General features: G+C 63.8%; 27 protein-coding genes and 1 pseudogene. 8 read left to right on the top strand and 20 right to left on the bottom strand.

Annotation, left to right across the window (positions count from 1 at the left end; translation table 11 throughout):
- Both QZH52_RS37720 and QZH52_RS37715 read left to right on the top strand, forming a co-directional pair.
- Window positions 1-294, top strand: a 294-nt coding sequence (locus tag QZH52_RS37720; protein WP_301816391.1) for a hypothetical protein, incomplete at its 5' end; no start/stop codon positions are given.
- Between the two features lie 7 nt (window positions 295-301).
- Window positions 302-850, top strand: coding sequence for an OmpA/MotB family protein (locus tag QZH52_RS37715; RefSeq protein ID WP_301816390.1), 549 nt, complete (start codon window positions 302-304; stop codon window positions 848-850).
- A gap of 139 nt (window positions 851-989) precedes the next feature.
- On the opposite strand, the gene QZH52_RS37710 is transcribed toward QZH52_RS37715, so the two are convergent.
- From QZH52_RS37710 to napE, 15 genes are all read right to left on the bottom strand, one after another.
- A protein-coding gene (locus QZH52_RS37710) for an IS5 family transposase (protein ID WP_301816389.1) occupies window positions 990-1851 on the bottom strand; the annotation gives its coding sequence in 2 pieces (ribosomal slippage) (window positions 990-1440 and window positions 1439-1851; 864 coding nt in all).
- 76 nt (window positions 1852-1927) lie between these two features.
- Window positions 1928-3157, bottom strand: a complete 1230-nt coding sequence (gene ccmI / locus QZH52_RS37705; RefSeq protein ID WP_301816388.1) for a c-type cytochrome biogenesis protein CcmI — start codon at window positions 3155-3157, stop codon at window positions 1928-1930.
- Window positions 3154-3585, bottom strand: a complete 432-nt coding sequence (locus QZH52_RS37700; protein ID WP_301816387.1) for a cytochrome c-type biogenesis protein — start codon at window positions 3583-3585, stop codon at window positions 3154-3156. The genes ccmI and QZH52_RS37700 overlap by 4 nt, the downstream gene beginning before the upstream one ends.
- The gene (locus tag QZH52_RS37695; RefSeq protein ID WP_301816393.1) at window positions 3582-4103 is read right to left on the bottom strand and encodes a DsbE family thiol:disulfide interchange protein; all 522 of its coding nucleotides are present in this window, start codon (window positions 4101-4103) and stop codon (window positions 3582-3584) included. Before QZH52_RS37695 ends, QZH52_RS37700 begins: the two co-directional genes overlap by 4 nt.
- Window positions 4100-6118 carry a heme lyase CcmF/NrfE family subunit gene (locus QZH52_RS37690; RefSeq protein WP_301816386.1) on the bottom strand — a complete coding sequence of 673 codons (2019 nt, stop codon included), beginning with the start codon at window positions 6116-6118 and terminating at the stop codon, window positions 4100-4102. The genes QZH52_RS37695 and QZH52_RS37690 overlap by 4 nt, the downstream gene beginning before the upstream one ends.
- On the bottom strand, window positions 6115-6573 hold the full coding sequence (gene ccmE / locus QZH52_RS37685) for a cytochrome c maturation protein CcmE (protein ID WP_301816385.1): 459 nt from the start codon (window positions 6571-6573) through the stop codon (window positions 6115-6117). The genes QZH52_RS37690 and ccmE overlap by 4 nt, the downstream gene beginning before the upstream one ends.
- Window positions 6563-6709, bottom strand: a complete 147-nt coding sequence (gene ccmD, locus QZH52_RS37680) for a heme exporter protein CcmD (protein ID WP_301816384.1) — start codon at window positions 6707-6709, stop codon at window positions 6563-6565. The genes ccmE and ccmD overlap by 11 nt, the downstream gene beginning before the upstream one ends.
- Window positions 6706-7473 carry a heme ABC transporter permease CcmC gene (ccmC, locus tag QZH52_RS37675; protein ID WP_301816383.1) on the bottom strand — a complete coding sequence of 256 codons (768 nt, stop codon included), beginning with the start codon at window positions 7471-7473 and terminating at the stop codon, window positions 6706-6708. The genes ccmD and ccmC overlap by 4 nt, the downstream gene beginning before the upstream one ends.
- A gap of 11 nt (window positions 7474-7484) precedes the next feature.
- Window positions 7485-8090, bottom strand: coding sequence for a heme exporter protein CcmB (gene ccmB / locus QZH52_RS37670; protein ID WP_301816382.1), 606 nt, complete (start codon window positions 8088-8090; stop codon window positions 7485-7487).
- Window positions 8091-8115: 25 nt separating this feature from the next.
- Window positions 8116-8793: a cytochrome c biogenesis heme-transporting ATPase CcmA gene (gene ccmA, locus QZH52_RS37665; protein ID WP_301816381.1), complete on the bottom strand. Its 678-nt coding sequence runs from the start codon at window positions 8791-8793 to the stop codon at window positions 8116-8118.
- A complete protein-coding gene (locus QZH52_RS37660; protein WP_301816380.1) occupies window positions 8786-9475 on the bottom strand; it encodes a cytochrome c3 family protein in 690 nt (229 codons plus the stop codon). The genes ccmA and QZH52_RS37660 overlap by 8 nt, the downstream gene beginning before the upstream one ends.
- Before the next feature lie 19 nt (window positions 9476-9494).
- A complete protein-coding gene (locus QZH52_RS37655) occupies window positions 9495-9950 on the bottom strand; it encodes a nitrate reductase cytochrome c-type subunit (RefSeq protein WP_301816392.1) in 456 nt (151 codons plus the stop codon).
- Between the two features lie 34 nt (window positions 9951-9984).
- A complete protein-coding gene (gene napA / locus QZH52_RS37650) occupies window positions 9985-12489 on the bottom strand; it encodes a periplasmic nitrate reductase subunit alpha (protein WP_301816379.1) in 2505 nt (834 codons plus the stop codon).
- Window positions 12479-12757 carry a chaperone NapD gene (locus tag QZH52_RS37645; RefSeq protein WP_301816378.1) on the bottom strand — a complete coding sequence of 93 codons (279 nt, stop codon included), beginning with the start codon at window positions 12755-12757 and terminating at the stop codon, window positions 12479-12481. Before QZH52_RS37645 ends, napA begins: the two co-directional genes overlap by 11 nt.
- A 53-nt stretch (window positions 12758-12810) precedes the next feature.
- Window positions 12811-12969: a periplasmic nitrate reductase, NapE protein gene (gene napE / locus QZH52_RS37640; protein WP_301816377.1), complete on the bottom strand. Its 159-nt coding sequence runs from the start codon at window positions 12967-12969 to the stop codon at window positions 12811-12813.
- 577 nt (window positions 12970-13546) lie between these two features.
- Between napE and QZH52_RS37635 the strand changes: the two genes are divergently transcribed.
- The gene (locus QZH52_RS37635) at window positions 13547-14749 is read left to right on the top strand and encodes a BamA/TamA family outer membrane protein (RefSeq protein WP_301816376.1); all 1203 of its coding nucleotides are present in this window, start codon (window positions 13547-13549) and stop codon (window positions 14747-14749) included.
- 31 nt (window positions 14750-14780) lie between these two features.
- Here the strand turns inward: QZH52_RS37635 and QZH52_RS37630 are convergent, their stop codons facing one another.
- Window positions 14781-15344 (bottom strand): BPSL1445 family SYLF domain-containing lipoprotein, encoded by a 564-nt coding sequence (locus QZH52_RS37630; RefSeq protein WP_301816375.1) that lies wholly within the window; start codon window positions 15342-15344, stop codon window positions 14781-14783.
- A 434-nt stretch (window positions 15345-15778) separates the two neighbouring features.
- Between QZH52_RS37630 and QZH52_RS37625 the strand changes: the two genes are divergently transcribed.
- The 4 genes from QZH52_RS37625 (at window position 15779) to QZH52_RS37610 (ending at window position 18951) form a co-directional block, all read left to right on the top strand.
- Window positions 15779-17455, top strand: a complete 1677-nt coding sequence (locus tag QZH52_RS37625) for a PAS domain-containing sensor histidine kinase (RefSeq protein ID WP_301816374.1) — start codon at window positions 15779-15781, stop codon at window positions 17453-17455.
- Window positions 17445-17819, top strand: a complete 375-nt coding sequence (locus tag QZH52_RS37620; RefSeq protein WP_301816373.1) for a response regulator — start codon at window positions 17445-17447, stop codon at window positions 17817-17819. The genes QZH52_RS37625 and QZH52_RS37620 overlap by 11 nt, the downstream gene beginning before the upstream one ends.
- A 455-nt stretch (window positions 17820-18274) precedes the next feature.
- A complete protein-coding gene (locus QZH52_RS37615; RefSeq protein WP_301816372.1) occupies window positions 18275-18481 on the top strand; it encodes a hypothetical protein in 207 nt (68 codons plus the stop codon).
- Window positions 18482-18492: 11 nt separating this feature from the next.
- Window positions 18493-18951, top strand: a complete 459-nt coding sequence (locus QZH52_RS37610) for a hypothetical protein (protein ID WP_301816371.1) — start codon at window positions 18493-18495, stop codon at window positions 18949-18951.
- 427 nt (window positions 18952-19378) lie between these two features.
- Here the strand turns inward: QZH52_RS37610 and QZH52_RS37605 are convergent, their stop codons facing one another.
- The 4 genes and pseudogenes from QZH52_RS37605 to QZH52_RS37590 all read right to left on the bottom strand — a co-directional run.
- Window positions 19379-19603, bottom strand: a complete 225-nt coding sequence (locus tag QZH52_RS37605; protein ID WP_301816370.1) for a hypothetical protein — start codon at window positions 19601-19603, stop codon at window positions 19379-19381.
- A gap of 497 nt (window positions 19604-20100) precedes the next feature.
- The gene (locus QZH52_RS37600; RefSeq protein WP_301816369.1) at window positions 20101-22119 is read right to left on the bottom strand and encodes a gamma-glutamyltransferase family protein; all 2019 of its coding nucleotides are present in this window, start codon (window positions 22117-22119) and stop codon (window positions 20101-20103) included.
- Between the two features lie 330 nt (window positions 22120-22449).
- Window positions 22450-22749 (bottom strand): hypothetical protein, encoded by a 300-nt coding sequence (locus QZH52_RS37595; RefSeq protein WP_301816368.1) that lies wholly within the window; start codon window positions 22747-22749, stop codon window positions 22450-22452.
- Window positions 22750-23337: 588 nt separating this feature from the next.
- Window positions 23338-23793, bottom strand: a pseudogene (locus QZH52_RS37590) (transposase); the annotation flags it as partial.
- A gap of 125 nt (window positions 23794-23918) precedes the next feature.
- Between QZH52_RS37590 and QZH52_RS37585 the strand changes: the two are divergent.
- A partial coding sequence (locus QZH52_RS37585) for a site-specific integrase (protein ID WP_301816367.1) occupies window positions 23919-24500 on the top strand: 582 nt, incomplete at its 3' end.

Here is a 24500-nt window from a genome sequence, read left to right as displayed (position 1 = left end):
CAGGCGATCGCCGGCGCCAGCTACCAGTACTCGCCCACCACTTCGCTGAAGTTCGGCTACCGCTACCTGAGCTACAAGCGCGACAACGGGTTGCTCGACAAGGTCGCGATGTCGGCGCCGGGTTCAGGTTCTGAAGATCGCATGGCGACCTTGGCACCCCAACGATTCCATGGTGGCGAGGCGCGCCAAGTTCGGCGAGCGATGGCACAGGGGGATGGTCCGGTCGGCTATTCTCCGCCGCGGAGAGGGGCGCTGACTACGTTGACAGATTGCACTTGTTCGACAGCGAAGTGAGAGAGGCATGAAATCATCCGAGTTCCTTGCCGTATGCGCCACCGTGCTGGCCGCTGGTTGCGTCGCCCAGCAAACCTACAACGTCGACGCGCAGAAGGCCGACCCCTACGCCATGCTCGTCAGGCAGCTCAGCCGGGGGTTGAGCAACGATCAGGTTCAGATCACCCAGCTGCAGAACCAACTCAAGGTGACCATGGTCAACGAGATCCTCTTCCCCGAAGGAGGCTGGCGGCTGAGCCCCGATGGTGAGCAGACGCTGAGCAAGGTCGCGCCGACCCTCAGCGATCTGCCCGGCCAGCAGATCGTGGTGGAGGGCTTCACCGACAACGTGCCAATCGGTCCGGAGTTGAAGGGGCGCTTCCCATCCAGTCTCGACCTGTCGTTGGCAAGAGCCGACGATGTCGCGCACTACTTGGTCTCGAAGGGAGTGCCACAGAACGCCATTTCGGCTCAGGGCTTTGGGGAGGCGCGGCGGGTGGCAAGCAACGAGACGTCGCGGAGCAAAGCGAAGAACCGCCGCGTCGAGATTGTCATCTCGGCGGCCAGTCGCGCGTAGCCACTCGTTTTGAACCAGCCACCCTGAAATTTCGCCACTCAATCTATCCGGAAGTCGCGCATGCCAGCAACAAACCCCTCGGAAGCGGCGCTTACCCCTGAACCGATGTCAGCCCCTCAGGCGTCCGCGACCTTAGAGCTTATCCGTAAATTATGTTGACGTCCGCGGGCACCTTGCGGAAGGCGATGATGGCCGCGGCAAGATGATTGAGCGCTACGAAGCTGCGCTCGAGTTTTTCGTAGCGCACGAGCAGCTTTCGGAAACGATTGAACCAGCTATGGCAGACCTCGACGATCCAGCGCCGCGCCTTCTTTTTAGGGTCGCGCTGCTTGATGATGTCGGCTTCTGTGCGCCGACCGACGACGTGAGGGATGTAGCCGTGGTTCTCAATGGTGCGAAGGTGCTCGGCGCCTCGGTAGCCAGCGTCGGCGCACAAATGCTTGCTTCGCCGATGTGGCGGGGCCTTGCGCTTGACGACGATGGCTGCGAGCACATCGTCCAGCCGCTTGCAGTCATGGACGTTTGCTCCGGTCACGACGAGCGACAACGGGACGCCACGGCCGTCCACCAGCAGGTGACGCTTGCTGCCCTTTTTTTCCCCGATCCGTCGGGTTGGGTCCGACAGCTTCCTGTGCGAGCGGGGCTTTCATCATCGCGCCGTCGACGCTCTGCCAGCGCCAGGCGATGCCCTCCATCTGATCGTACTCAGCCAGACCCGCTTGCCACAGAGCCTCGAAAAAGCCGGCCGCCTCCCATTCGAGAAAGCGCTTGTGGATGGCACTTGCGCTGCCGAAGCGCTCCTTGGGTAGCGCCTTCCACTGGCAGCCCGTGCGAAGCACGTAGACGATAGCCTCGAACACCAGTCGAGCTGGTTTGGGTGGCCGCCCAGCGCCTGGCTTGCGCATGTAGCTCTTGTCCGCCGCCGAGCGCGCAGGAATCAGCGGCTCCACCCGCTGCCAGAACTCATCGGTTACGACCCACGACTCGACACGTTTCACCAAGATCTCGATCCAGCGCCGCGCCAGCTGCGGCTCGGATGGATAGTTTACCTATTTACGGATAGGTTCTAAGAAGAGATCACGGAATCATCTTGTCCGCGAGCAGAACTAGGTCTTCTTTCCCAAGCGTGACCTGCGCAGCCGTTCCAGTCAGGTCACCGGACTGCGGAGCCGCTTGGCCGGAACGCGTCACTCGCACTTCCACCGTCAACATATCGAAGCGCGAGATCGGCAGATCGGGCGACATCGCCAAGCTGTCGTCGAGCACGAATTTCGCCGGCAGGTCCTTCGCCTGCAATCGCAGCACGGCAACCGGCATGCGCCCGGTCGAGGGTGCGCGGGCCAGCACGAAGACGGTGTCCTGCGGCGAGACCTTTTCAAGCAAGGGCGTTGCGATGGAAACGGTGCCGCCGACCCGCTTGAAAATGGGTTGGGCCGTCGGCTCGGCGCGTGGCGTGACATCCTGCTGTACACCCAAACGCGCCAGATCGCCCGCTATCTTCACTGCGGCATCGGAGTCGGTCGGAAGCAGCTCGAGGACCCGCTTCCAATGCTGTCCTGCCGCCGCGACATCTCCGCGCTTGAAGGCGGCCATGCCGGCGAGCGCCAACGCCTTGGGATGGTTCGCATCGATCGCCAATGCAGCGTCTATGGCCGCCTGCGCCGGGCCGGTCAGGTCGCCATCGCGGGCCGAACCCAACGCGTCGGCATAGTCGGCAAGCAACTGCGGCTGGTTGGGAGCGAGCGCCACCGCCTTTTGGTAGGCCACCACCGCGTCGTCATAGCGCTGCAGGACCTCGTAGGACCGGGCCAGCACGATCCAGCCTTCGACATCGTCGGGTTGCGTTCGCAGCCGCAAGGCGAGCCGGCTGACCATGCCCTCCATTTCGGTGCCTGCGTTCTCGTGCGAATCGGCCTGCTGCGCGGACAGTACCTGCGTCGCCATGGCGATCGGGTTGCCCACGTGGAGGTAGAGCACGAGTGCCGCTGCCGGCAAGCCGAGGCTCAGGACTCCGGCGACGCCCCAACCCATCCACGGCCTGGCCGGAAGTGCGGCCTGCAAACGCGCTTGCGACGACTCTTCCAGCGCCTGTCGTTGCAAGTCGTCTATAGCCTGCGCGCGATCCTGCGCACTCAGCACGTTCGCGTTGAAATCCTTCTCGAGCTGCGCCAGTTGGTCGGCGTAGAGGCGGCGCGCAAGGTCTGCCGACGCCACCGCCTTCGTCGCTGATTCCCGGAGCAATGGAGGTATCACAAACAACAGCGCTACAACCAGCAGCGCTACAGCGGCGAGCCACAGGCCCGTCATGGTGCATCTCCGTTCAGCAACGACGCAGCGCGCGCCTGCTCGGCCGGCGTCAGCGGCGCGGGCTCATAGCGATTGCGCCGCGACACCAGACGCCACATCGCCACGAACCCGACGCCCAGTAGCGCGAAGGGCCCTATCCACAGCAGCCACGTCGACGCCGTGAAAGGCGGGTCGTAGCGTACGAAGGCGCCATAGCGCTGCTCGAAAAAAGCCCTGATCTGCTGCTCGCTCTTGCCCTGAGCGAGTTGCTCACGGATCTGCTGGCGCATGTCGGAAGCCAGTGGCGCATTCGATTCGGCCAGCGTCTGGTTCTGGCACACCAGGCAGCGCAAACTGGCCGAGAGATTCGCTTCCCTTTCCTCGATGGAGGTTGCCGCAGCCACACCGCACAACGCCGCGCACAACATCAGAGCAAACCAACGGCTCATTGCAGGCTCCGCACCACCGGCAGCAGGCGCGCCTGCCAGATTTCGGCAGTGATCGGCCCCGGATGCTTGTAGCGAATGCGGCCCGCGCGGTCGATCACGAAGGTCTCGGGCACGCCGTACACCCCGTAGTCGATTCCGATGCGGCCGTCGATGTCCACGGCCGAGCCGCGATAGGGGTTGCCGTAACGTTGCAGCCAACTGCGCGCCGCGTCGCTCTTGTCCTTGTAGTTGAGCCCAAAGATCGCCACGCCGTCCTTGCCGGCAAGTTCCATCAGCACCGGCAACTCGTCGCGGCACGGTGCGCACCACGACGCCCACACGTTCAGCAGCCAGACCTGCCCGCGCAGGCTGTCGACCTTGAAGGTCTGCTGCGAGTCATGCAACAGCGGCAGATCGATGGCGGGCGCGGGCTTGTCAATCAATGCCGAAGGCAGCACTTTCGGATCGCGCGTCAGCCCGAAGGCCAGCACGATGGCCAGCACGATGAAGATCGCGAAGGGCAGCTTGAAGCGCATCAGAGGCCCTCCTGCCGCCCGAACGCCACCGCACCGCCCACAGCCGCGCCCCCAATGCCTGCCGTGCGGCGAGCGGCAACGCCCAGGCGATACCGGCGATCGCTCGCCGCGAGCAAGCCGCCGAAGGCCATCAGCAGGCAGCCCACCCAGACCCACGCCATGAACGGCTTGACGTGGAGCCGCAGGGTCCACGCTTGCTCTCCAGCCGGCTCACCCAACGCCACGAAGAGGTCTCGCGTCACGCCGACATCGAGCGACGCTTGGCTCAGCGGCATCTGCTGCGCCCGATAGATGCGTTTCTCCGGATGCAGCGTGGCCTCCACTGCGCCATTGCGGGTCACGAGCACTGTGGCGCGTAGCGCCTCGAAGTTGGGGCCCTTGCTCGGCGCGATGCCCTGGAGGCGAAACGCGTAGCCGGCCATCGTGACGTTGTCGCCCACTTGCAGCTTCAACTCCTGCTTGCTTTCGAAGCCATTGGCCATCGTCGCGCCAAAGATGAACACGCCGATGCCCGCATGCGCGACCAGCATGCCGTACCAGCCGCGCGGCTGCCGACGGGCGCGTTCGAGCCAGCCGCCCTTTACGCTGGCGAGGCGCTGCCACGCATGCAGCATGGCGCTGGCAACGGCCCACGCGGCCAGTAGCAGTGCAAAGGTGGACAGCGGCGACCACGCGCGTCGATCGGCGGGCAGCCCCAGCGGCAACAGCAACGCGGCCACGCCGCTGGCCGCCAGCGCCCAGCGAAGGCGGCCCGCCAGTTCGGGCAGCGACGCTTGCTTCCAGCGCGCCACCGGCCCGACGCCCATCAGGAAGATTGCTGGGACCATGATCGGCACGAACACCGCCTCGAAATACGGCGGCCCCACGGAAATCTTCTGACCGGTGAGTACGTCGAGCGCGAGGGGATACAACGTGCCGATCAACACCGCCGTAGCCGCGACCGTCAGCACGACGTTGTTGGCCAGCAGCAGCGACTCACGTGACAGCAGCGCGAAGCGACCACCCAGGCCGATGCGCGGTGCGCGCCAGCCGAACAGCAGCAGCGAGCCACCCACCACCGTCACCATGAAGGCCAGGATGAACAGCCCACGCCCAGGATCAACCGCGAACGCGTGAACCGAAGTCAGCACCCCCGAGCGGACCAGGAAGGTCCCCAGCAGACTCAGCGAGAACGTGCAGATGGCGAGCAAAACCGTCCAACTGCGGAACGCCCCGCGCTTTTCAGTGACTGCCAGCGAATGGATCAGCGCCGTGCCCACGAGCCAAGGCATGAACGACGCGTTTTCCACCGGGTCCCAGAACCACCAACCGCCCCAACCGAGCACGTAGTAGGCCCAGGCACTGCCCAGCAGGATGCCGAGCGTGAGGAACATCCAGGCGGCCACCGTCCACGGCCGCGACCAGCGCGCCCAGGCCGCATTGAGCTCGCCCGACAGCAGCGCCCCGATGGCAAAGGCAAACGCCACCGAGAAGCCCACATAGCCCATATAGAGGATGGGCGGGTGCACCACCATGCCAGGGTCTTGCAGCAACGGGTTCAGGTCGCGCCCTTCCAGCGCAGGGGGCATCAGGCGCGCGAACGGGTTCGACAAGAACAGCAGGAACAGCAGGAAGCCGACGCTCAGCCATGCCATGACGGCCAGTACGCGCGCCACGTAGGCCTCGGGCAGTTGGCGGCTAAACAATGCGACGGCCAGCGTCCATGCGGTCAGCAAGCACAGCCACAGCAACATCGATCCTTCGTGCCCTCCCCACACCGCCGCGAAGCGGTACACGGCGGGCAGGTCGCCATGCGAGTTGGACGCCACATAGAGCACCGAGAAATCGTTGTCGAGAAAGCTCCATGCAAGGCACGCGAACGCGATGGACGCGAAGACGAACTGACCGAGCGCGGCCGGGCGCGCGAGCCGAATCCAGCCGGCCACACCCCAGTGCGCGCCGGCCAGCGGCAAGCTGCCCTGCAGCACCGCGATGAGCAGCGCAAGCACGAGGCTGAAGACGCCGATCTCGGGGATCATGGATGTGCTTCCAGTGTGGGCGCCGTGTGCGCCTGCCGTGCCTTCTCCAGGGCTGCAGCCGCTTCGGGCGGCATGTAGTTTTCGTCGTGCTTGGCCAGCACCTGCGTGGCTTCGAACGAGCCGTCGGCACGCAGCCGCCCTGCCACCACCACACCCTTACCCTCGCGGAAGAGGTCCGGCAACAAGCCGCGATAGCTCACCGGCACGCGCTGTGCGAGATCAGTGACGACGAAGCGCACGGTCAACCCGTCGCTCCCACGCTGCACCGAGCCGCCCTCCACCAGCCCACCGATGCGAAACGCGCTGTTGCGCGGCGCTTCGTTGGCCGAGACCTGGCTCGGGCTGAAGAAGAACACGAGGTTGGAACGCAGCGCGTTGAGCACCAGCAGCGTCGCCAGAGCCAGTACCAGCAGTCCGCCACCGATGATCGCGATGCGTCGGTGCCTAAGCTTCATCTCGCGACCCCGGCAACGGTGCCCGCCCGACCAGCGCGCGGTGGCGCCGCACCAGCATCCACACCTCGGCGGCAAGCAGTACCAGCGTCACACCATACGCGGCGAGGATGAAGAAGGAATGGTCGCCGCCGTTCATCGTCGCCTCGCCAATGCCTCGCGCTCGTCGATCAGGCAGCGTACGCGCGCCAGTGCGACCGCAGCCGAATACGCCCAGCACGCGCCCGCCATCAACAGCATGCCGGCCAGCATGGTGTGCGCCATCGCAGGCGCCGCTGTCAAGCTGACCGATGCGCCCTGGTGCAAGGTGTTCCACCACTGCACCGAGAAATAGATGATCGGGATGTTGACCACCCCGGCCAGCAGCAGGATGGCGCCGCCGCGGTCGGCTCGGCGCGGGTCGTCGATGGCGGACACAAGGGCGAGGTACCCGAGATAGAGGAATAGCAGGATCAGCTCCGAGGTAAGCCGCGCGTCCCACACCCACCACGTGCCCCACGTCGGCTTGCCCCACACGGCGCCAGTCCACAACGCGATGACGGTAAAGAGAGCACCCGTCGGTGCCAGTGCCCGGGCCATGAGCGCAGACAGCCGCGTGTTAAAAATCAGGCCCATCGCCGCGTGAAACGCCGCCACGAGGTAGATGAACATCGACATCCATGCCGCAGGGACGTGGATGAAAATGATGCGGTAGACCTCGCCCTGCTGGTGGTCGGTTGGCGCGACCAGAAAGCCGATGGTCGACCCTGCGACAGCCAGCACGCCGGCCAGTATCGCGAACCACGGTACCGCGCGCCCGGCCCAGCCATGGAACACCGCTGGCGAAGCAAAGCGCCGCCACGTGCCGCGCAATGCTGACGCCGGCGCCAGCGCGGATGATTCGATGCGTCGAAGCGAGTCCATGACGCGACTGCTCATTCGACGGCCAGCCGCAAGGCCGCACCGACCGCCCAGGGGCACAGCAACGCCGTCACGAGCAGGCAGGCCCCCAGCAGAGACAGGTGCGGGCTCGCGGGCAAGCCCTGTTGCGTGGCCATGACGGCGCCGCTGCCGAAGATCAACACCGGCACGCACAGCGGCAACACGATCAGCGCCAGCAGCACATTGCCGCGCAGCCCCAGCGTGAGCACCGCGCCTAGTGCGCCAAGCAGCACCAGCGTTGGCGTCCCGAGCAAAAGCGACACCAGCAGCACGCCGGTCGCGTGCGCCGACAGCCCGAACTGCAGCCCCAAAACCGGCGCGACGGCCACCAACGGCAGGCAACTGATGAGCCAGTGCCCCACGATGCGGACCAAGACGATGCCCGTCAGCGAACGCGGCGACAGCAGCAGTTGCTCGAGCGTGCCGTCTTCCAAGTCGGGCAGGAACAGGCGGTGCAGCGAAATCATCACGGCCAGCAACGCAGCGACCCACACGACACCGGGGCCGATGGCCGTGAGCATCGCAGCATCGGGGCCGACGGCCAGCGGAAACACGCTGCCAACCACGACAAAGAAAAGCAGTGCGCTGAGGGCGTCCATCGGCCGGCGCGACGCCAGGCGCACTTCACGACCGATGATCGGTATCGAGGCTGCAAGCATTGCTGAGTGTGTCCATGTTGAGAGAGTGTGCGCAAGGGCCTTTGCGACCAATGTCGCGGTGGGTCGTCACTACGGCCACGCCACCGCTACGTGCATGGTCGGCCAGGAACGAGTCGAAGCATTCCTCACCCTCGATGTCCAGGCCGGCACAGGGCTCATCGAGCAGCCAAAGCGGCCGGCGGCTCAGGACGATGCGCGCCAAGCCCAGCCGGCGTTGCTGACCCTGCGAAAGATGGCGGACCTGCTCGTTCTCGCGGTCGCCGAGCCGCAGGCGCTGCAGCACCTCGCGGCACTGTGCATCGGCGCTGCGGCTGCCCGCGACATAGAGCGAAAAGCGCAGGTTCTCCATCACTGTGAGTTCACCGCTCACGCTGCCGGCGTGCCCCAAGTACGCCACCGCGCCGGCAAACCCCGCGTCGCGCGGATCGACGCAACGGTCGCGCCAATGCACCTCGCCGCGAGTGGGTTGCAACAAGCCGCACAGCAGCCGCAGCAGGCTGCTCTTGCCGCTGCCGTTGGCTCCGCGCACCTGCACCACGTCGCCGGGCGCGGCGTCGAATCCGAGGCCGCCGAAGAGAACGCGCCCTGCCCGCGTGCACTCGAGGTCGCGGACTAAAAGACCCTGCTGCAACAGCTCAGCCACCCGTCCGGGCGGCACCCGGTGCCGCGGAGTCGGGCACGGGGGGCGGTGCCAGTGCCTCATCACCTTCCTTCGGCACGATCTGGCCGGGCGTGTCGGTCGGCGCCGCGCCGGGCGGGATATGCGGTAGCTGATGCGCAATCCCCTTGTGGCAGTCAATGCAGGTCTTCTCCTTGTTGGCCAAGTAAGTCGAATGCATGTTCTGAGCTCGAACGCTCTGTCGCGTGAAGTCCATGTATTCGTAGTTATGGCAATTGCGGCATTCGAGCGAATCGTTGGCCTTAAACCGCGCCCATTCGTGCTGCGCCAGTTCGAGCCGCTTGTCGCGAAACTTTTCCTGCGTGTTGATGGTGCCAAAGACCTTGCCCCACACTTCCTTGGATGCCTGCATCTTGCGGGCCATCTTGTCGGTCCAGTCGTGCGGCACATGGCAGTTGGAGCAGATGGCACGGACGCCCGAGCGGTTGGTGTAATGGATCGTGGTCTTGAGTTCGGCGAACACGTTGTCGCGCATCTCGTGGCACCCGGTGCAGAACTTCTCGGTATTGGTGATTTCCATCGCCGTATTGAAGGCACCCCAGAAGATGATGCCGCCGATGAAGCCGCCGAGCGTCAGGAAGCCCAGGCTGAAGTGCACGCTCGGCCGGCGGATGATGGTCCAGTAGCGCTTGAGGCGTTCGATCATATGGGGCGTCTCGCTGCTTCTACTTCTTGCCGGCCTGTGCCGCAGCCGCTGCGGCCTTCTTCGCCATCTGCTCAGCGTTCTCGAAGCCATTGTTCACCAGCGGCAAGACTGGATCCTGCGCGATATGGCATTGCATGCAGAAATAGCGCCGCGTCGAAATCTGCGGCAGCACCTTGCCAGCGCGGTCAATGTAGTGCGTGGCGCTGACCGGAATGGCTTGCGAGAACTCTGTCTTGCTGCGCGCATGGCAATCGAGGCACTTGTTGAAGTTCTTGTCAATCTGGTAGCCGTCCACGCGGTGTGGAATGGTCGGCGGCTGCATGTCGTAGTTGCGCGGGCGCCGCTGGTCGTCGTTCACGGCATTGCCCAGCAGCGGTGGCGCGGTGAAGTCCGGCACCGGCACCGGCCCTCGCGCTGCATCCACCAGTGGGGTGGAAGGCTGCGCGCCGGTCAGCCCGCAAAGCAGGCCGAACATCAGCGACAAGAGGTGGTGAAGGACGCGCTTCATCTCACACCTTGGTGATTTTTACGGCACACTTCTTGAAGTCCGTCTGGAACGAGATGGGGTCAGTCGCGTCCAGCGTGACCTTATTGATCAACTGGCTCGCATCGAACCAAGGCACGAAGACCAGGCCACGAGGAGGCTTGTTGCGCCCGCGCGTTTCCACGCGCGTTCGCATGCTCCCCCGCCGCGAGCTGATCTGCACCTCGATGCCGCGGCGCACGCCGAGTGCCGCGGCGTCGTCCGGATGCATGTAGCACACGGCATGCGGCACGGCCTTGTGCAGTTCGGGCACGCGGCGTGTCATGGATCCCGAGTGCCAGTGTTCGAGGACGCGCCCGGTCGAGAGCCAGAACGGGAACTCCTTGTCGGGCATTTCCGGTGGCGGCTCGTAGGGCAGCGCGAAGATGAGCGCCTTGCCGTCGGGATAGCCGTAGAACTGGTAGCCAGTGCCCGCCTTCACATACGGGTCGGAACCTTCGCGATAGCGCCACAAGGTCTCCTTGCCGTCTACCACCGGCCAGCGCAGGCCGCGAACCTTGTGGTACGTGTCGAAGGGTGCCAGATCGTGGCCATGGCCGCGACCGAAGCTGGCGTACTCCTCGAACAGACCCTTCTGCACGTAGAAGCCGGCCTCCTTGGCCTCGGCGTTGTCGTAGCCGGCTTCCATTTCGGACGTCGGGAACTTGTCGACCTGGCCGTTGCGGAACAGCACTTCGTACAGCGTCTTGCCGCGGTACTCGGGCTTCTTCGCGATCAAGTCCTCGGGCCACACTTCCTCAATCTTGAAGCGCTTGGAGAACTCCATCAGCTGCCACAGGTCAGATTTCGCTTCGCCGGGCGCCGTGACGAGCTGGTGCCAGAAATGCGTGCGGCGCTCGGCGTTCCCGTAGGCTCCCTCCTTCTCGACCCACATTGCGGCGGGCAGGATGAGGTCGGCCGCCAGCGCTGTCACCGTGGGATAGACGTCCGACACCACGACGAAGTTGTCCGGATTGCGATACCCCGGATAGCCCTCCTGCATCAGGTTCGCGCCCGCCTGCATGTTGTTGTTGACCATGACCCAGTAGGCGTTGAGCTTGCCGTCCTTGAGCATGCGGTTCTGTAGCACGGCGTGATAGCCTGGAATTCCGGGGATAGTGCCTTCTGGCAGCTTCCAGATCTCTTCGGCATGGGCGCGGTGCTTGGGGTTGGTCACCACCATATCGGCCGGCAGGCGGTGGGCAAAGGTGCCCACCTCGCGGGCCGTGCCGCAGGCGGAGGGCTGGCCCGTCAGTGAGAACGGGCTGTTGCCGGGTGTCGAAATCTTGCCGGTCAGCAAGTGGATGTTGTAGACCATGTTGTTGCACCACACGCCGCGCGTGTGTTGATTGAACCCCATGGTCCAGAACGACATGACCTTGACCTTCGGGTCGGCATACAACTCCGCCAGCGCCTCCAGCCGGTTCTTCGGAACACCACTGATCTTCGCCGTGTACTCCAGGTCATAGGTTGACACGAACTTGGCGAAATCGTCGAAGGTGATCTGTTTCGACCCACCGGCGTCGCTCGCACTCTTCGCGGCCTTCTGCAGCGGATGCTCCGGACGCAGCCCGTAGCCGATGTCGGCGTTGCCGAGCCGGAACGAGGTGTGCTTGTCGACGAACTCGCGGTTGACGCGGTTGGTCTTGATGATGTAGTGGGCGATGTAGTTGAGGATTGCCAGGTCCGACTGCGGCGTGAAGGTGAGCTCGATGTCGGCCAGCTCGTACGAGCGGTGCTCGAAGGTCGACAGCACCGCCACCTTCACGTTGTGCCCGCTCAGGCGCCGATCGGTCACGCGCGTCCACAAGACGGGGTGCATCTCGGCCATGTTCGAGCCCCAGAGCACGAAGGCATCGGCGGCTTCGATGTCGTCATAGCAGCCCATCGGCTCATCCATGCCGAAAGTACGCATGAATCCCACCGCGGCCGAGGCCATGCAGTGGCGTGCGTTGGGGTCGAGGTTGTTCGAGCGGAATCCTGCCTTCATCAGCTTGAGGCCCGCATAGCCCTCCCACACCGTCCACTGCCCCGAGCCGAACATGCCCACTGCGGTAGGCCCCTTCTCCTTCAAGACGCGCTTGAACTGCGCGGCCATCACGTCGAAGGCCTGCTCCCACGAGACGGTCTTGAACTCGCCATCCTTCGCGTACTGGCCGTCCTTCATGCGCAGCAGCGGCATCAGCAGGCGGTCCTCGCCATACATGATCTTCGACAGGAAATAGCCCTTGACGCAATTGAGCCCGCGGTTCACTTCCGCCTGCGGGTCGCCATGCGTCGCGACCACGCGGTTGTCCTTCACGGCCACGGTCACGCCGCAACCGGTCCCGCAAAAACGACAAGGTGCCTTCGACCACTTGAGCCCGGTTGCCGTATCGAAACCTGCATCCATCGGCGGCGTCTGCGCATTGCCAGGCAGCGGAATGCCGGCAATCGCACCGGCGGTGGCAGCGGCCGTCTGGCGAATGAAGTCCCGTCTGTCAATGGGCATCCGGGATCTCCTCGTCCATCGCTTCGACCGTGTCGGAGAACTGGTAGACCAACGCAGCCGACAACACACCATCGGTACGCTGGATCTCGCCGATCCGCGACAGCATTTCGTCAGCGCTGTCGGCGTCGAGCGTGACCACGAGTTTTCCGTTGGGGGAGCTGCCATGCACGCGTGCGCCGGGCATTATGGCGATGGTTTCCTCGACGCGCTGCAAGCGCTTGGGGACGGCATGTACCACGAGGCTGCTGATATGCACTTCTTCAGGCACTGTGGCTTCCTTTTAACAGGGGGGCATGGGCGCTGCAAGGCATGCACGATCGCTCAGCTGCCAGGCGGGCCAGCAAATATCTGGTACATCCAGACCAGGAAGCCCCAACCTGCGACGATGATGCCCGCGAGCACGGGCGCCATCACGACGGAAAGGAACAGGAAGCTCCTCAGCTCTTGTCCCTTGGTGTAAGGCTCATTCGATGTTTCCACAGATCTCCTTCACGACGCGGCAACGTCGAGACGAAAGCCGAGATGCGAGCCGATTCTTAGTGGAAGATCTGGCGCTGTCAACCTTGCGGAAACGCCCCTCGGCACATTTGATTCCTTCTCATGTCGTCTGCGTGGGCCTCGAGGCTCGGCGGATGCGTGGCTCCCACCCCTTTCCAATAGCTGCCTGCGCTGGGCGCTGATTGCCTTTCGGTTGAGCCAACGACTGCTTCCGTCTTGCTTCCTGCCGTTGAGCGATCGAAGGCGAATGACCGGAGGGGTTTAGGGTTGTCCGATACCTGCCCGTGCGGCCTGACACCGTTGAGCGCGCCAACGGCCTGAGGGCAGGTGTTGGACAAGCCTCCATGGAGGAAACCGCGGAATGGAGAGCATCCATTTCCTGGGGGTGTGCAGTGCAGCAAAGTAAGCTTCGGGAATGGAAACTGGGGTGTCTTCCGGGCAGGAGGTCCTGCAGCTGCGCGCAGTGCTGCGGAGCATCAGCCCGCTGATCTGGCGGCGCCTGGAGGCCCCTAATGGGGATTCGTCGCGAAGTTTACACACCCCGTCTGGACATTCAACGATGCGTTTGCTGCCGCACGCCCTGCTTTCTGCGCTTGCCATGGTCGCTTCGACGGACGTCAGCGCCCAGGCCTCGCCCGAACCTTTGCGCGCTGAGGGTGCGTTCACTTCAGAGACCATGAAAGAGCCCGCCCCACGAGGCCGCGAACGGTTCTTCGATCCCGAGGATGGCGCCTTCGACCTGAGCAGCTTCCTCGAGAATCCCCGCGGTTTCCTGCCGATCCCGATCGTCGTGACGGAGCCGGCCGTCGGCTATGGCGGCGGCGCCGCCGGCATGTTCCTGCGGCCACGCAAGGAAGCGGGTGAGGAAGGTTGGTCGCGCCCCGACATCTCGGCCATCGGGGCGTTCGCCACCGAGAACGGGACGAAGGGTGCGTTCGCGGGGGACGCCAGCCGCTGGATGGACGGGCGCTTGCGCACCCTGTTCGGCGCCGCGACCGGACAGGTCAACCTCGACTTCTACGGCCTGGGCCCCGGACTGCCATCGTTGGACCAGAAGGTGCGCTACTCGCTGCAGTTCGCAGGCGCCGTCGCACAGGTCAATTGGCAGCTTGCACCCAAGTCGCCGTGGGCGATCGGCATGCGCTACGTCTTTGCCGACGTCGACCCGAAGCTGCGCGAGGAGCCTCAGCCCGCCGGTCTCGCCGACAGTGCCCGCATCAAGATCTCCGCGCCGACCGCCATCCTCGAGTACGACACGCGGGACAACATCTTCACGCCCACGCGCGGAATCTATGCCGAAACGTCCTGGCTGGCGTCACGCGAGGCCTTGGGCTCGACCGATGACTTCGAGCGCTTCCAGCAGATCGTGATGGGCTGGCAGCCATTGGCACGTGGCGTCACGTTGGGCGTGCGGGGAAGCTATGCCTGGTCGTCCGACGGCACCCCCTTCTTCTTGCGGCCGTTCGTCCAACTGCGTGGCGTCCCCGCGATGCGCTACCAGGGCGACCAAGTGGCCTCCCTCGAAGTGGAGGGGCGTTGGCGCTTCTTTGGCCGCTGGAGCGGTGTCTTGTTCGGCGGGGGTGGGACGACACGCACCACCGGCGAGAATTTTTCTGCCACGCAGAACGTGGGCAGCGGCGGTTTCGGCTTCCGCTACGAGCTGGCACGCAAGTTCGGTCTGGATGTGGGCATCGACGTGGCTCGCAGCCCAGGCACCACGGCGGTGTATCTGGTAGTAGGAAATAGCTGGTTCCGCCCATGACCGAGCGACGGAGAGAGCCGTCTTGGGCGAATCAAAAGTCGAGCTTGTTGACCTTGGTGCCGTCGAGACTGAGGTTGGCCATCAGGCCCGCGTTGCTGAGCGCATATCCCACGACGGGTTGCTGCATGGTCTGCGTATCGACTGCAGCCGAAGCGCCAATCTTCAGCATGGTGACCGAAGCATCCGCGCCCGCCGTCCAGCCCCTGCTCGTGCGGAACTTGTCCAGCGATTCCTGAGTCATGAAGAGCACGAAGACCGCCTTGGAGTCCGCCCCGGCCAGCAAGCCGACCGATGCCGCCGTGGTGCTGTAGTAGCTATCGGTCTTGCCACCCATGCGCAATGCGCCCTGCCCGTAGGAGCCGCCCACCCCCAGCCCGGCCGAAACCACCGCCGGAAACACCAGCACGCCCTTCGCCTTGCCCGTCATTTCGCGCGAGCCCGGCGCCTGAGCGTAGAGCTTGGAAAGTGCGGCATCGACCGACGCATCGATGCTGGCTCGCTTCGCCGCCGGGTCAGCCCCGGTCTTTGAGGTGGTAGTACACCCCGTTGCGAGAGCGGCCAGAAGTACCGTGGCCAGGAACGATCGCTTGTCCATGTTCACTACGTCTGCAGTTGCCTTGTCAAAGCATTGTGCACGCCGAAGTGCAATGGCTCAAGGGGTTGGACGGCTTCGTGACGCCGTCGATTCCATGGCGCCCGTTCAAGTCCGGTTCAGCTTTCGTGGTGATAGTTTCGCTGTCTTTTTGGGGCCGCGACCTTGGCTGAAGAGGGTCGGCCAGGTCCTTCGTGCGCGCTGAGTCGGAACCGAGCACCCAGATCCCATGGGGATGGTCTTCTTGCGGCGCATGCTCGTCGAAGTTGTGTTCCCTCATGTCGGAGACGTCTCGTGAATTCAGCCCTTCCTCTCCCCTCCCTCATGGGGGGGCCAGACTCAGTGTCTTGCAGATATTCTCGGCGGATTCGCTTTCATCCAATCCTGTGAAGCCGCGCGACGTCCCGGAAGCTCAGTTCCCTCGAGGCGGCGGACGCATGGGCGCCCTGATGCGTAGCCACGACTGGTCGGACTCGCCTCTCGGGCAACCCGAACAATGGCCCCAGGCATTGCGGACGGTCGTCGACCTGCTTTTGCAGTCCCAGTTCCCCATGTTTGTCGCATGGGGCGAGGAACTCGGCTTCATCTACAACGAGTCCTACGCAAAGATCCTGGGCGCCAAACATCCGGCGGCACTGGGCCGGCGCTTCCGGGAAATATGGGCCGAGATCTGGACGGACATCGCTCCACTGATCGATGCCGCCATGTCCGGCAACGCGAGTTTTCGCGAAGATCTGCCGCTCGTGATGAACCGCAAGGGCTACGACGAGCAGACCTGGTTCACGTTCTCCTATTCACCCGTGCACGACGGTGGCAAGGTCGCCGGCATGTTCTGCGCCGTCTCGGAAAGCACCGGCCGGGTACTGGCCGAACGCGCACTTCGCGAACTCAACGAGACACTTGAACGGCGTGTGAGCGCGTCGCTGGCCGAGCGCAAGCTTCTGGCCGACATCGTCGAAGGCATGAACGCCTTTGTCCAGGTGTCCGATCTCGAGTACCGCTGGCTCGCGATCAATCAAGCCGCGGCCAACGAGTTCGAGCGCATATTCGGCGTACGTCCCTGTGTCGGAAGCAGCATGCTCGAGTTGCTCGAATCGCAGCCGGAGCACCAGGCGGCAGTCAAGGCCGTGTGGTCGCGAGCCCTCGCAGGCGAGGAGTTCGTCGAAGTCGCGGAATTCGGCGATCCTGCCCGGGATCGCCGGTCCTACGAGATGCGCTGCAACAACTTACTGGGTCCCGACGGGCAACGGATAGGGGCATACCAGTTTGTCTATGACGTCACGGAGCGCGTCCGGGACCAGGAGCGGCTGCGTCTGGCTCAGGAAATGCTTCGGCAGTCGCAAAAAATGGAATCGCTCGGCCAGTTGACGGGCGGGGTCGCTCACGACTTCAACAACCTGCTCGCCGTCTTCGCCAATGGGCTTCAAGTGCTGGAGCGCGATGTATCCGCGGAGCAGCGGCAGAAGGTGCATGCCAGCATGCGCCGTGCTGTTGCACGCGGAAGCGGATTGACGCGCCAGCTCCTGTCATTCTCACGCAGACGCACGCTCAATCTCGAGACGATCGACCTGGCTGCGAACTTGGCGCTTACGCGCGACCTGGTGACAAGGTCCCTGCGCGGCGACATCGCAGTCGAGACGGAACTGGCGCCTGACTTGTGGCCGGTCGAGGTCGATGCCGGAGAGTTGGAGCTCGCCATACTGAATCTGTGCGTGAACGCCCGGGATGCCATGCCCGTTGGTGGCGCGATCAGGATCACCGCGAACAACGTATCCGAAGTGGGCGAGGACGGCGGTATCGCAAATTTCGTTCGGCTCTCGGTGGAGGACAAAGGCTGCGGCATGTCCCCCGAAGTTCAGTCCCATGTGTTCGAGCCCTTCTTCACCACGAAGGACGTTGGCAAAGGTTCGGGCTTGGGTTTGCCACAGGTGTATGGTTTCGTGCAGCAGTCAGGAGGCCGGCTCACGCTCGACAGCCGCGTCCGTCGGCACCGTCGTCACCTTGCTCTTGCCGCGCTCGCTGCAGCAACCTGTCGCTGCGGCCGATACCTCCAGCGGACCGGCCAATCCTCGGAAGGCGCTTGGCCGCGGCCATGTGCTGCTCGTGGAAGATGACGTCGAAGTAGCGGCGTTGACACGCGAGATGCTGAGCGAACTGGGCTTCACGATCGTCCATGCGGCCAGTTCGACTGCTGCCCTGGGGGCGCTGGCCGACGCGCGATCCATCGACATCGTGCTGTCGGACGTGATGCTGCCGGGAGTCATGGGCGGCCTGGAACTGGCTCGCGAGATCAGGCGTCGGCGGCCTGAATTGCCTATCGTTCTGACGACAGGCAATCCGGAAGCGACCTCGGGAGCGGGGAGCGGTGAGTTCGCGGTGCTTGTCAAGCCTTACAGCCTTGATGAACTGTGGCAGGCGCTGAGCGTTGGTGAATCGTCGACTCGCGCTCGCGGTTGGCGCGCTGGCGAACTCTCGTGAGCAACGAGAACGTGCTTTGAGCTACATCAAAGCAGCGTCCAAGAGCTTGCGTAGCATTACTTCTCACAAAAGGAGACTTTCCATGCATGCAACTTCTGAGTCCTTGAAGTGCGATACGGACTCTTTCGACTCCTTGGCTCGTGAAGTGCCTCTCGTCAATTCCTATTTGAATCAGTTGCTGGCGCTCGCACCATGGCCCGCGGCCATGTGGGATTTCTGGCGGGGCCAGTCCTCGCGCTATTCAACCTTTCTCGCTGGCGGCGCCCCATTCGATGCCTGATAGCGCGATGCCTGGGTGGCGGGCAGCGCTCGAAACATCCGTGGGTACCGCCACATCGAAGCGCTATATTTCCTATCCCCCTTGCGGCGGTGCCTGGTTCCCACGACGGCGATTGATCCAGCAAGCCGACAGGCATGCGCCCAACGATGCATGAAGCCGCAGACCGGAGGCAACCATGGCCATCAACATCGAAGCGCCGGACGAGATATTCAGGCGATGCGCAATGGCAGCGATGCTGATCAAGCCTGGGGACGCGCTGCTCATGCGCCTGCGTGAGTTCGGCATGCTCGTCACCGATGAATGCACCGAAGCCGTCAGGGGTTTCAAGGATGGCAGCCAGCGAGATGCGGGCGACGCGATCCGGGAAATCTTCGGTGAATAGCCTGGCATCCTATGGCGCCGACTGAGATTCCGTTCGAGGACCAGCTTCTGGCGTTCAATGCGCGCCTGACACAATGGGGACTTCCCCCCGCGCTGGAGCTTCTGAACGATCGAACGCAATTCCGATGCACAGCCCTGCATGCGTTCGCCAATCGCACGGTGCGCCAGCTATGTGTGTTTGACCGTTTCAGAGAGGATCGGGCGTATGTGCGGAGCGCTTTCCTCTTAGAGGCCCTGTGCCGCCTGACGGCCGAGAACGGCGAATTCGTGTGTGACGACTGCAGGATCGACCATCGGCTCCTCACCTTCGGCGCGCCAATCGTGTCGTACTTCGGGATGGCTCTCGGTCCGCAGGGTGGGCCCACTGTTGCGATTTTGTGCCACTTCGACGTCGAACATCGTGCGCTCAAGCCGTGTGAACTTGCGTTCTTGCGCGCCGTGGCACCCTTGTTGCTGGAGCATCTGGATTGAAATCTACTGAAGGAGCGCGCGAGCCAGTTGGAGGATTGTGATGATGACAAACTCTGCAGTTCATCGATTCGCCTACGACGGCTGGAATGTGGTGGTTGCGCTGGATGGTTCGACCCTCGACGGGGTCATCTCTGGTCATGCGGATCTTCATTGGAAAGATGGCCACCGATGCCGGATAGCCTTGGCAGGAAGGCATCAAAGCGGAGCGAGTGCGATCGCCTCTCTGTCCCAGCGATCGCGCGTCTTCATTGACGACTGGCGAAGGAAGCGCCTGGCAGGTGCGCCTGAGGGTTCAGAGCGTCAAGCTGAGGCCGGATTGGCCGGCCGCGAAGCCTGCTTCGGGGTCCAGGAGCGGATAAATCAGCTTGCTGTTGATGATTGACTTCATCGTGTTAACTTCTGCGCCCGCGAGCCATGCCCTGTGTTCTCAACTTTGCGTCACCACGGCCCCCCAGCGGCCGAGATCCAGGCAAGTCACGTCGTCCGGTTGGCTTAGGGCGTGAGTTTCCAGCAGATCCGCTGCAACGTTGTCGCCCACCGACCAGCCCAATGGGATGGCGTGCTGGCAGGCCATCAGCGAGTGGTTGCCTGGGTCATCGGTGGGCGCGACGACAGCCTCGCCAGCGACGAACACCTTGAGCACCGCCGGCAAAACGCTGGTCCAGTAAGCTGGCTATCGGCCTCGAAGTCCTCGCCTTGGGGCGTAGATCACTTCGTACGCCAACTGGAATCTCAGAAATCCCGGAACTGAGCCGAATCGCCACGAAAAAGGCCCGCCGAAGCGGGCAATGAGGACACTCGAAAGTCCTCTTTGGAGGAGGAAGATCAAATGTTAAGCACGCTGCGTGAACGAGGCCTTAACGCGGAAATCGCGCACGGACTACATACACCGAAAACGGGTCTGACACAACATTGAAAGTTAGTTCTCCAGCGCCTTCGTGATCAGGGCGAGCCGCAACCAAGCTTGGTCAGCGACCTCGATCGAGTCGACCAGATCTTCCCGACGAGCGTCACTGGCGCTCCGGTCAGTTGCTACCCGGCCGACATTGACTACTCCGTCGCCTCCCCAACTTGCCTGTTTGCGCTAAGCTAACTCGCTTTCGGCAGGGTCCCAATGGCCCTCCGACCAACCACCCGCGGCAGACCGGTCTAAGGCGTGAACGTGTCCCCCAGGACCAAGCCTTCACGACGTGGGTCGGCGCCGCCCTGCAAAGTGCCTTTCTTATCCTGGAGCCGGATGATCGTGGCGACGCCGCTCGACTGCGCACCGACGTTCACGGTATGTCCCATCGCGCGCAGTGCGGTCACCAATGGATCGTTGGCGCCGTTGTTGGTGGTATCGATCTTCGGATGCTCGCCGCCGATGGAGGTGGTCGGGCTGTTGGAGGCGCCGAAGTTCACCATCGCGCTCGCCTGTTGCGCATCGAAGTTCCAGTCCAGCGCGCTTACCAAGGTCTTTGTCACGTACTGGATGATCGCGGAGCCGCCGGGCGAGCCTGTGGCCATCACGAAATCGCCGCGGGAGCCGTCCGCCGCCTTGCTGAACACGAGCGTGGGCGCCATCGAGCTGCGCGGGCGCTTGCCTGATTGAACACGGTTGGCAATCGGCAGTCCGCTGGCGTCGGTCGGCGCGGCGGAAAAGTCGGTCAGCTGATTGTTGAGCATGAACCCGCGCGCCATGTGATACGAGCCGAAGCCCGACTCGACCGTGGTGGTCATCGACACGACGTTGCCGTCCCGGTCCACGATCGTCATGTGCGTGGTGCCGTTCTCGGGCGAGGGCGGCATGATGCCGGCCGGGATCGGGCCGAGGTTGCCCGGCTGCGACGTGTGCATGCTGGTGGCAAGGTTGATCAGGCCGGCGCGGCCGCGCAGGTAGTCCCTGTCGACCATGGTGGGCACGCCATTGCCAGGCAGCGGCTGGTAGTCGGTGTCGGCGACGTACTTGTCGCGGTCCGCATAGGCCAGGCGCTGGGCTTCGGAGACGAGGTGCACGGCCATCGTCTGCGGCCGTCCACCGTCGTTGTCCACGTTGGTGGGCGGGTATTGGCTCAGGTCGAAGTTCTCCAGGATGCCCAGCGATTGGGCTACCGCGATTCCACCAGAAGACGGCGGCCCCATGCCGCAGACCCAATACGAACGGTAGGTGGTGCAGACCGCATCGCGCTTCTTGGCCCGGTAGTTCGCCAGGTCGGCCAGCGTGGTCTTGCCCGGCGTGATCGGCGTGCTGCCGTCGGCGCTGGTGGTCATGTTGATCTTGGCCACGATGTCCTGGGCGATCGGGCCGGTGTAGAGGGCGTCTGCGCCACCCTGCGCGAGCGCCCTCAGCGTCTGCGCATAGGCGGGAATCGTCAGCACTGTCCCCAGTGCCTTGGCGGAGCCGTCCGGATTCAGGTAGGTCGCTGCCGCTTCGGCGTCTCTGATCAGGTTGGTTCGCGCCCCGGCGATGGCATCTGCCATCCGCCCCGGGATCTTGAAGCCGTTGTCCGCGAGGTCGATGCCGGCATCGAACAGGTTCTTCCAGGGCTTACGTCCGTGCTCCTGGTGCACCAGCTCGAGCATGCGGACCGCGCCCGGGGTGCCGATGGACCGGCCGCTCGCGCGCGCGCTCGGGCGTGGCGTGGTGCGGTCGGCCACGTCATCGATCCAGCGGAGGTGGTTCTCGGTAGCAGCAGCCGGTGCCGTTTCGCGCCCGTCGTAGGTCTGCACCACCTGGGTCCGGGCGTCATAGTGCAGCAAGAAGGCACCGCCACCGAGGCCACTGGACTGCGGCTCGACCAGACCGAGCACCGCCTGCACGGCGACCGCGGCATCGGCCGCGGTGCCGCCGGACTTGAGCACGTCGCACCCGGCCTTGCTGGCGAGTGGGTTGGCCGCCACCACCATGAAGCTCTTGGCAGAAACAGCCTGCATGCCGGTGCGGTAGCCCGACGCGAGTTCCGGGGCCGCCGGGTCACCAGGAAGGCCTGAGCCGACGACGACGGAACCGCTCGCAGTGATCGCGGTGCATGAAGGATCCGACTGCGACGCCGCTGTCGCGGGCTTCGTGCTCTGGGCGACTGCGGCAGGGAAACCCCCTGCGCTGCCACCACCTCCGCCGCAGCCGCCCAGGAGCAGCAGCATTAGAAGAGAGCCAGTGAGGACACGGTTATGCAGGGGGAAGTGCATGCTTATCCTTCGAAGTACCAGCAGATGCCGAAGCCAGCGGTTTAGCATCGGAAGGCACGCGGTACGCATGGTGCTTTCCCCCTACAGATCGGGGTCTGCATGGGGCATGCGAATCAGGCCTAGCTCGAAAGCCTGAGCCGAAGACTCAACCGTTGTGCAGCGTTTCCTGGCTTTCGCTCGGCGGCGGCCGAAGGCTCAGTGCGGCCAATTGCGGACCTTCATCACGACCTTCCAATTCGCGAACGCCCTAAGGTCTGCGAGCTCGCTGGCCGGCAAAGGAGCCATCTTCGCCCGGCGGTTCGAAGATTGAGCTCGGCTTGCTCGATTCAGTTAGTAGTTGAGGTCGGAGAACTGCGTCGCGAGGCGCTGTCGCTCAGTGTGCCGCTGCAGACTCCGCTCCTTTGCGCCCACGACGACTGCGGCCAATGCCTTGGCACGGCGTCGCCGTGCCATCAGCCTCCACAACCCGAACAGAGCAATAGCGCATACCAATGCGATAAGAACCGGCGTCAGCCAAACTTCCATCAGTACGTCGTAGTTCACGAAGTTTGGCGCTGCTGCTGCGCCGGCCGTGGCGCTGAAAAAGAGCAGGACGCCGGCGATGAATGCGGCTGAAATTCTGCTAGTCATGTCGTATCTCGGAGCCGAAGTCGGTATGCCCCGATTCTGCTGCACGAAGTAACACGTTCGTTTTCAGGATTTGCCGCCAAGAATGTGCTTTTGTCACATTCGTTGAATAGTTCACAAGGCGACCCGGTATCGTCCTCGGGAAACGGCGAATCGTTTGCCGTCAGGAAGCCTGCAGAAAGGCGAGAACATCTCGCCTAGGCCAGGGCGCGCGGAGCAGCGATGGCTTCGAGGTGCAGAGCATCGACCGCTTTGCTCGGTCTACCATAAAGCTCGCAGTCCTGAGGATGTGATGATGGCATCGCGAAGGACGTTTCAGCCGCTTGGACAACGTGCGGATGACCAATCCGCCGGAGAAACAGGGCCCAAATGCGCCAGAACTTCGTTGCCGCCATGCAAATTCAAGGAACTACGGTGGTACCGTGAACGGCCAATACCGGCTTTTCAATGCCTAGGGAGATGCTGATCAATGAACGACGTCGTCGGAACTGAGGACATCACGACGCGATGCGGTTGCGATTCCGGTCAACGTCGCGCCGTGAGGTCTGTCCGCCGGGCGTTTTTCGCCTCTTTCGAGGCCACTTTCGGTGCTCAAGACGCACCCCGGGCATGAGTGACCAGCAACGACCTCTTGGCGATGGCTAGATTGGCCAGCCCGAACAGGCTGAACAGCTGCGCCTCGTTCTTCGCAAGCCCCTTGTAGCGGGTCTTCTTGTGGCGAAACAGGTTTTTGATCACATGGAACGGATGCTCGACCTTGGCCTGGATGCTCGCCTTCAGCTGCTCGGCTTTCTCCAGCAGCCGCGCCCACTTGCGCGTCAGGTCCAGCTGCCGGCGCTTGCCCGGCTGCATCGCCACGTGCCACTTCGCGCCTCGCGCTTCTTCGCGCTTGTGCACGCCCCGATACCCGGCGTCGCCGAAGGCCACCGACTTCTGGCCGTGCAGCAGCGCGCCGGCTTGCGTCACGTCGTTGACGTTGGCCGCCGTGCCCACCACCGTGTGCACCAGACCCGACTCGGCATCCACCCCGATGTGCGCTTTCATGCCTAATGTGGTGTCGGTTCATATGTGGCGCCCGGCGGCGCCGCCCTCTGGACGTCGGTCGCTGAGCATCACATAAATTTCACCGGCGGCGTAGCGTCGGGTCCCCTCAGTTCACAAGGGGATCCGTCATGCTCGAGACTCTATTTCGGTATTCGCGCGTTCTAGCCCGGCACCTCGATGGACCGGCAGCCGAGGAGCGAGACTGCTTTGTTGCACACTTCGCCGCGTCCGGTGCGACGAGGGACTCAGTTGCCAATCTGGCGAGCGAGCTCCTAGTCGTCGCGCAGCGCCTAGACGTCAGCGGCACGAGGAGCGTGGCGCCAGAGGAGGTCGCCTCGGTTGCCGATCGTTGGATCCGGCATCACCGGCGACGCGGCCGCAGCATCTCACCCGATCGGCGCCAGAGATTCGTGCAAGTAGCCACCGACTGGTTGCGATTCATGGGGCGTCTGCAGTTGCCGCCTTCGAAGCCGAGGGCGGGCACTGATCTCGTGGACGAGTTTGCGCTGCACATGCAGCGAGAGCGTGGCCTGTCGCCGAAGACTGTCAACAACCGCTGCTGGCATGTTCGGGCATTTCTGACGTGGCTTGACGACCGCCACAGTGGCGCCGGCATGGCTACCTTGGAGGACGTGGATGCGTTCCTGTCGATGCGGGGTGCACAGGGGTGGTGCCGGGCGTCCATCGCGACAGCAGCCACTGCGTTGCGA

It is taken from the genome of Variovorax ginsengisoli (genome assembly GCF_030486595.1).
In the GTDB taxonomy this organism is placed as follows: Bacteria; Pseudomonadota; Gammaproteobacteria; order Burkholderiales; family Burkholderiaceae_C; genus Variovorax; species Variovorax ginsengisoli_B.
This window is presented reverse-complemented; position numbering and strand designations above follow the sequence as displayed.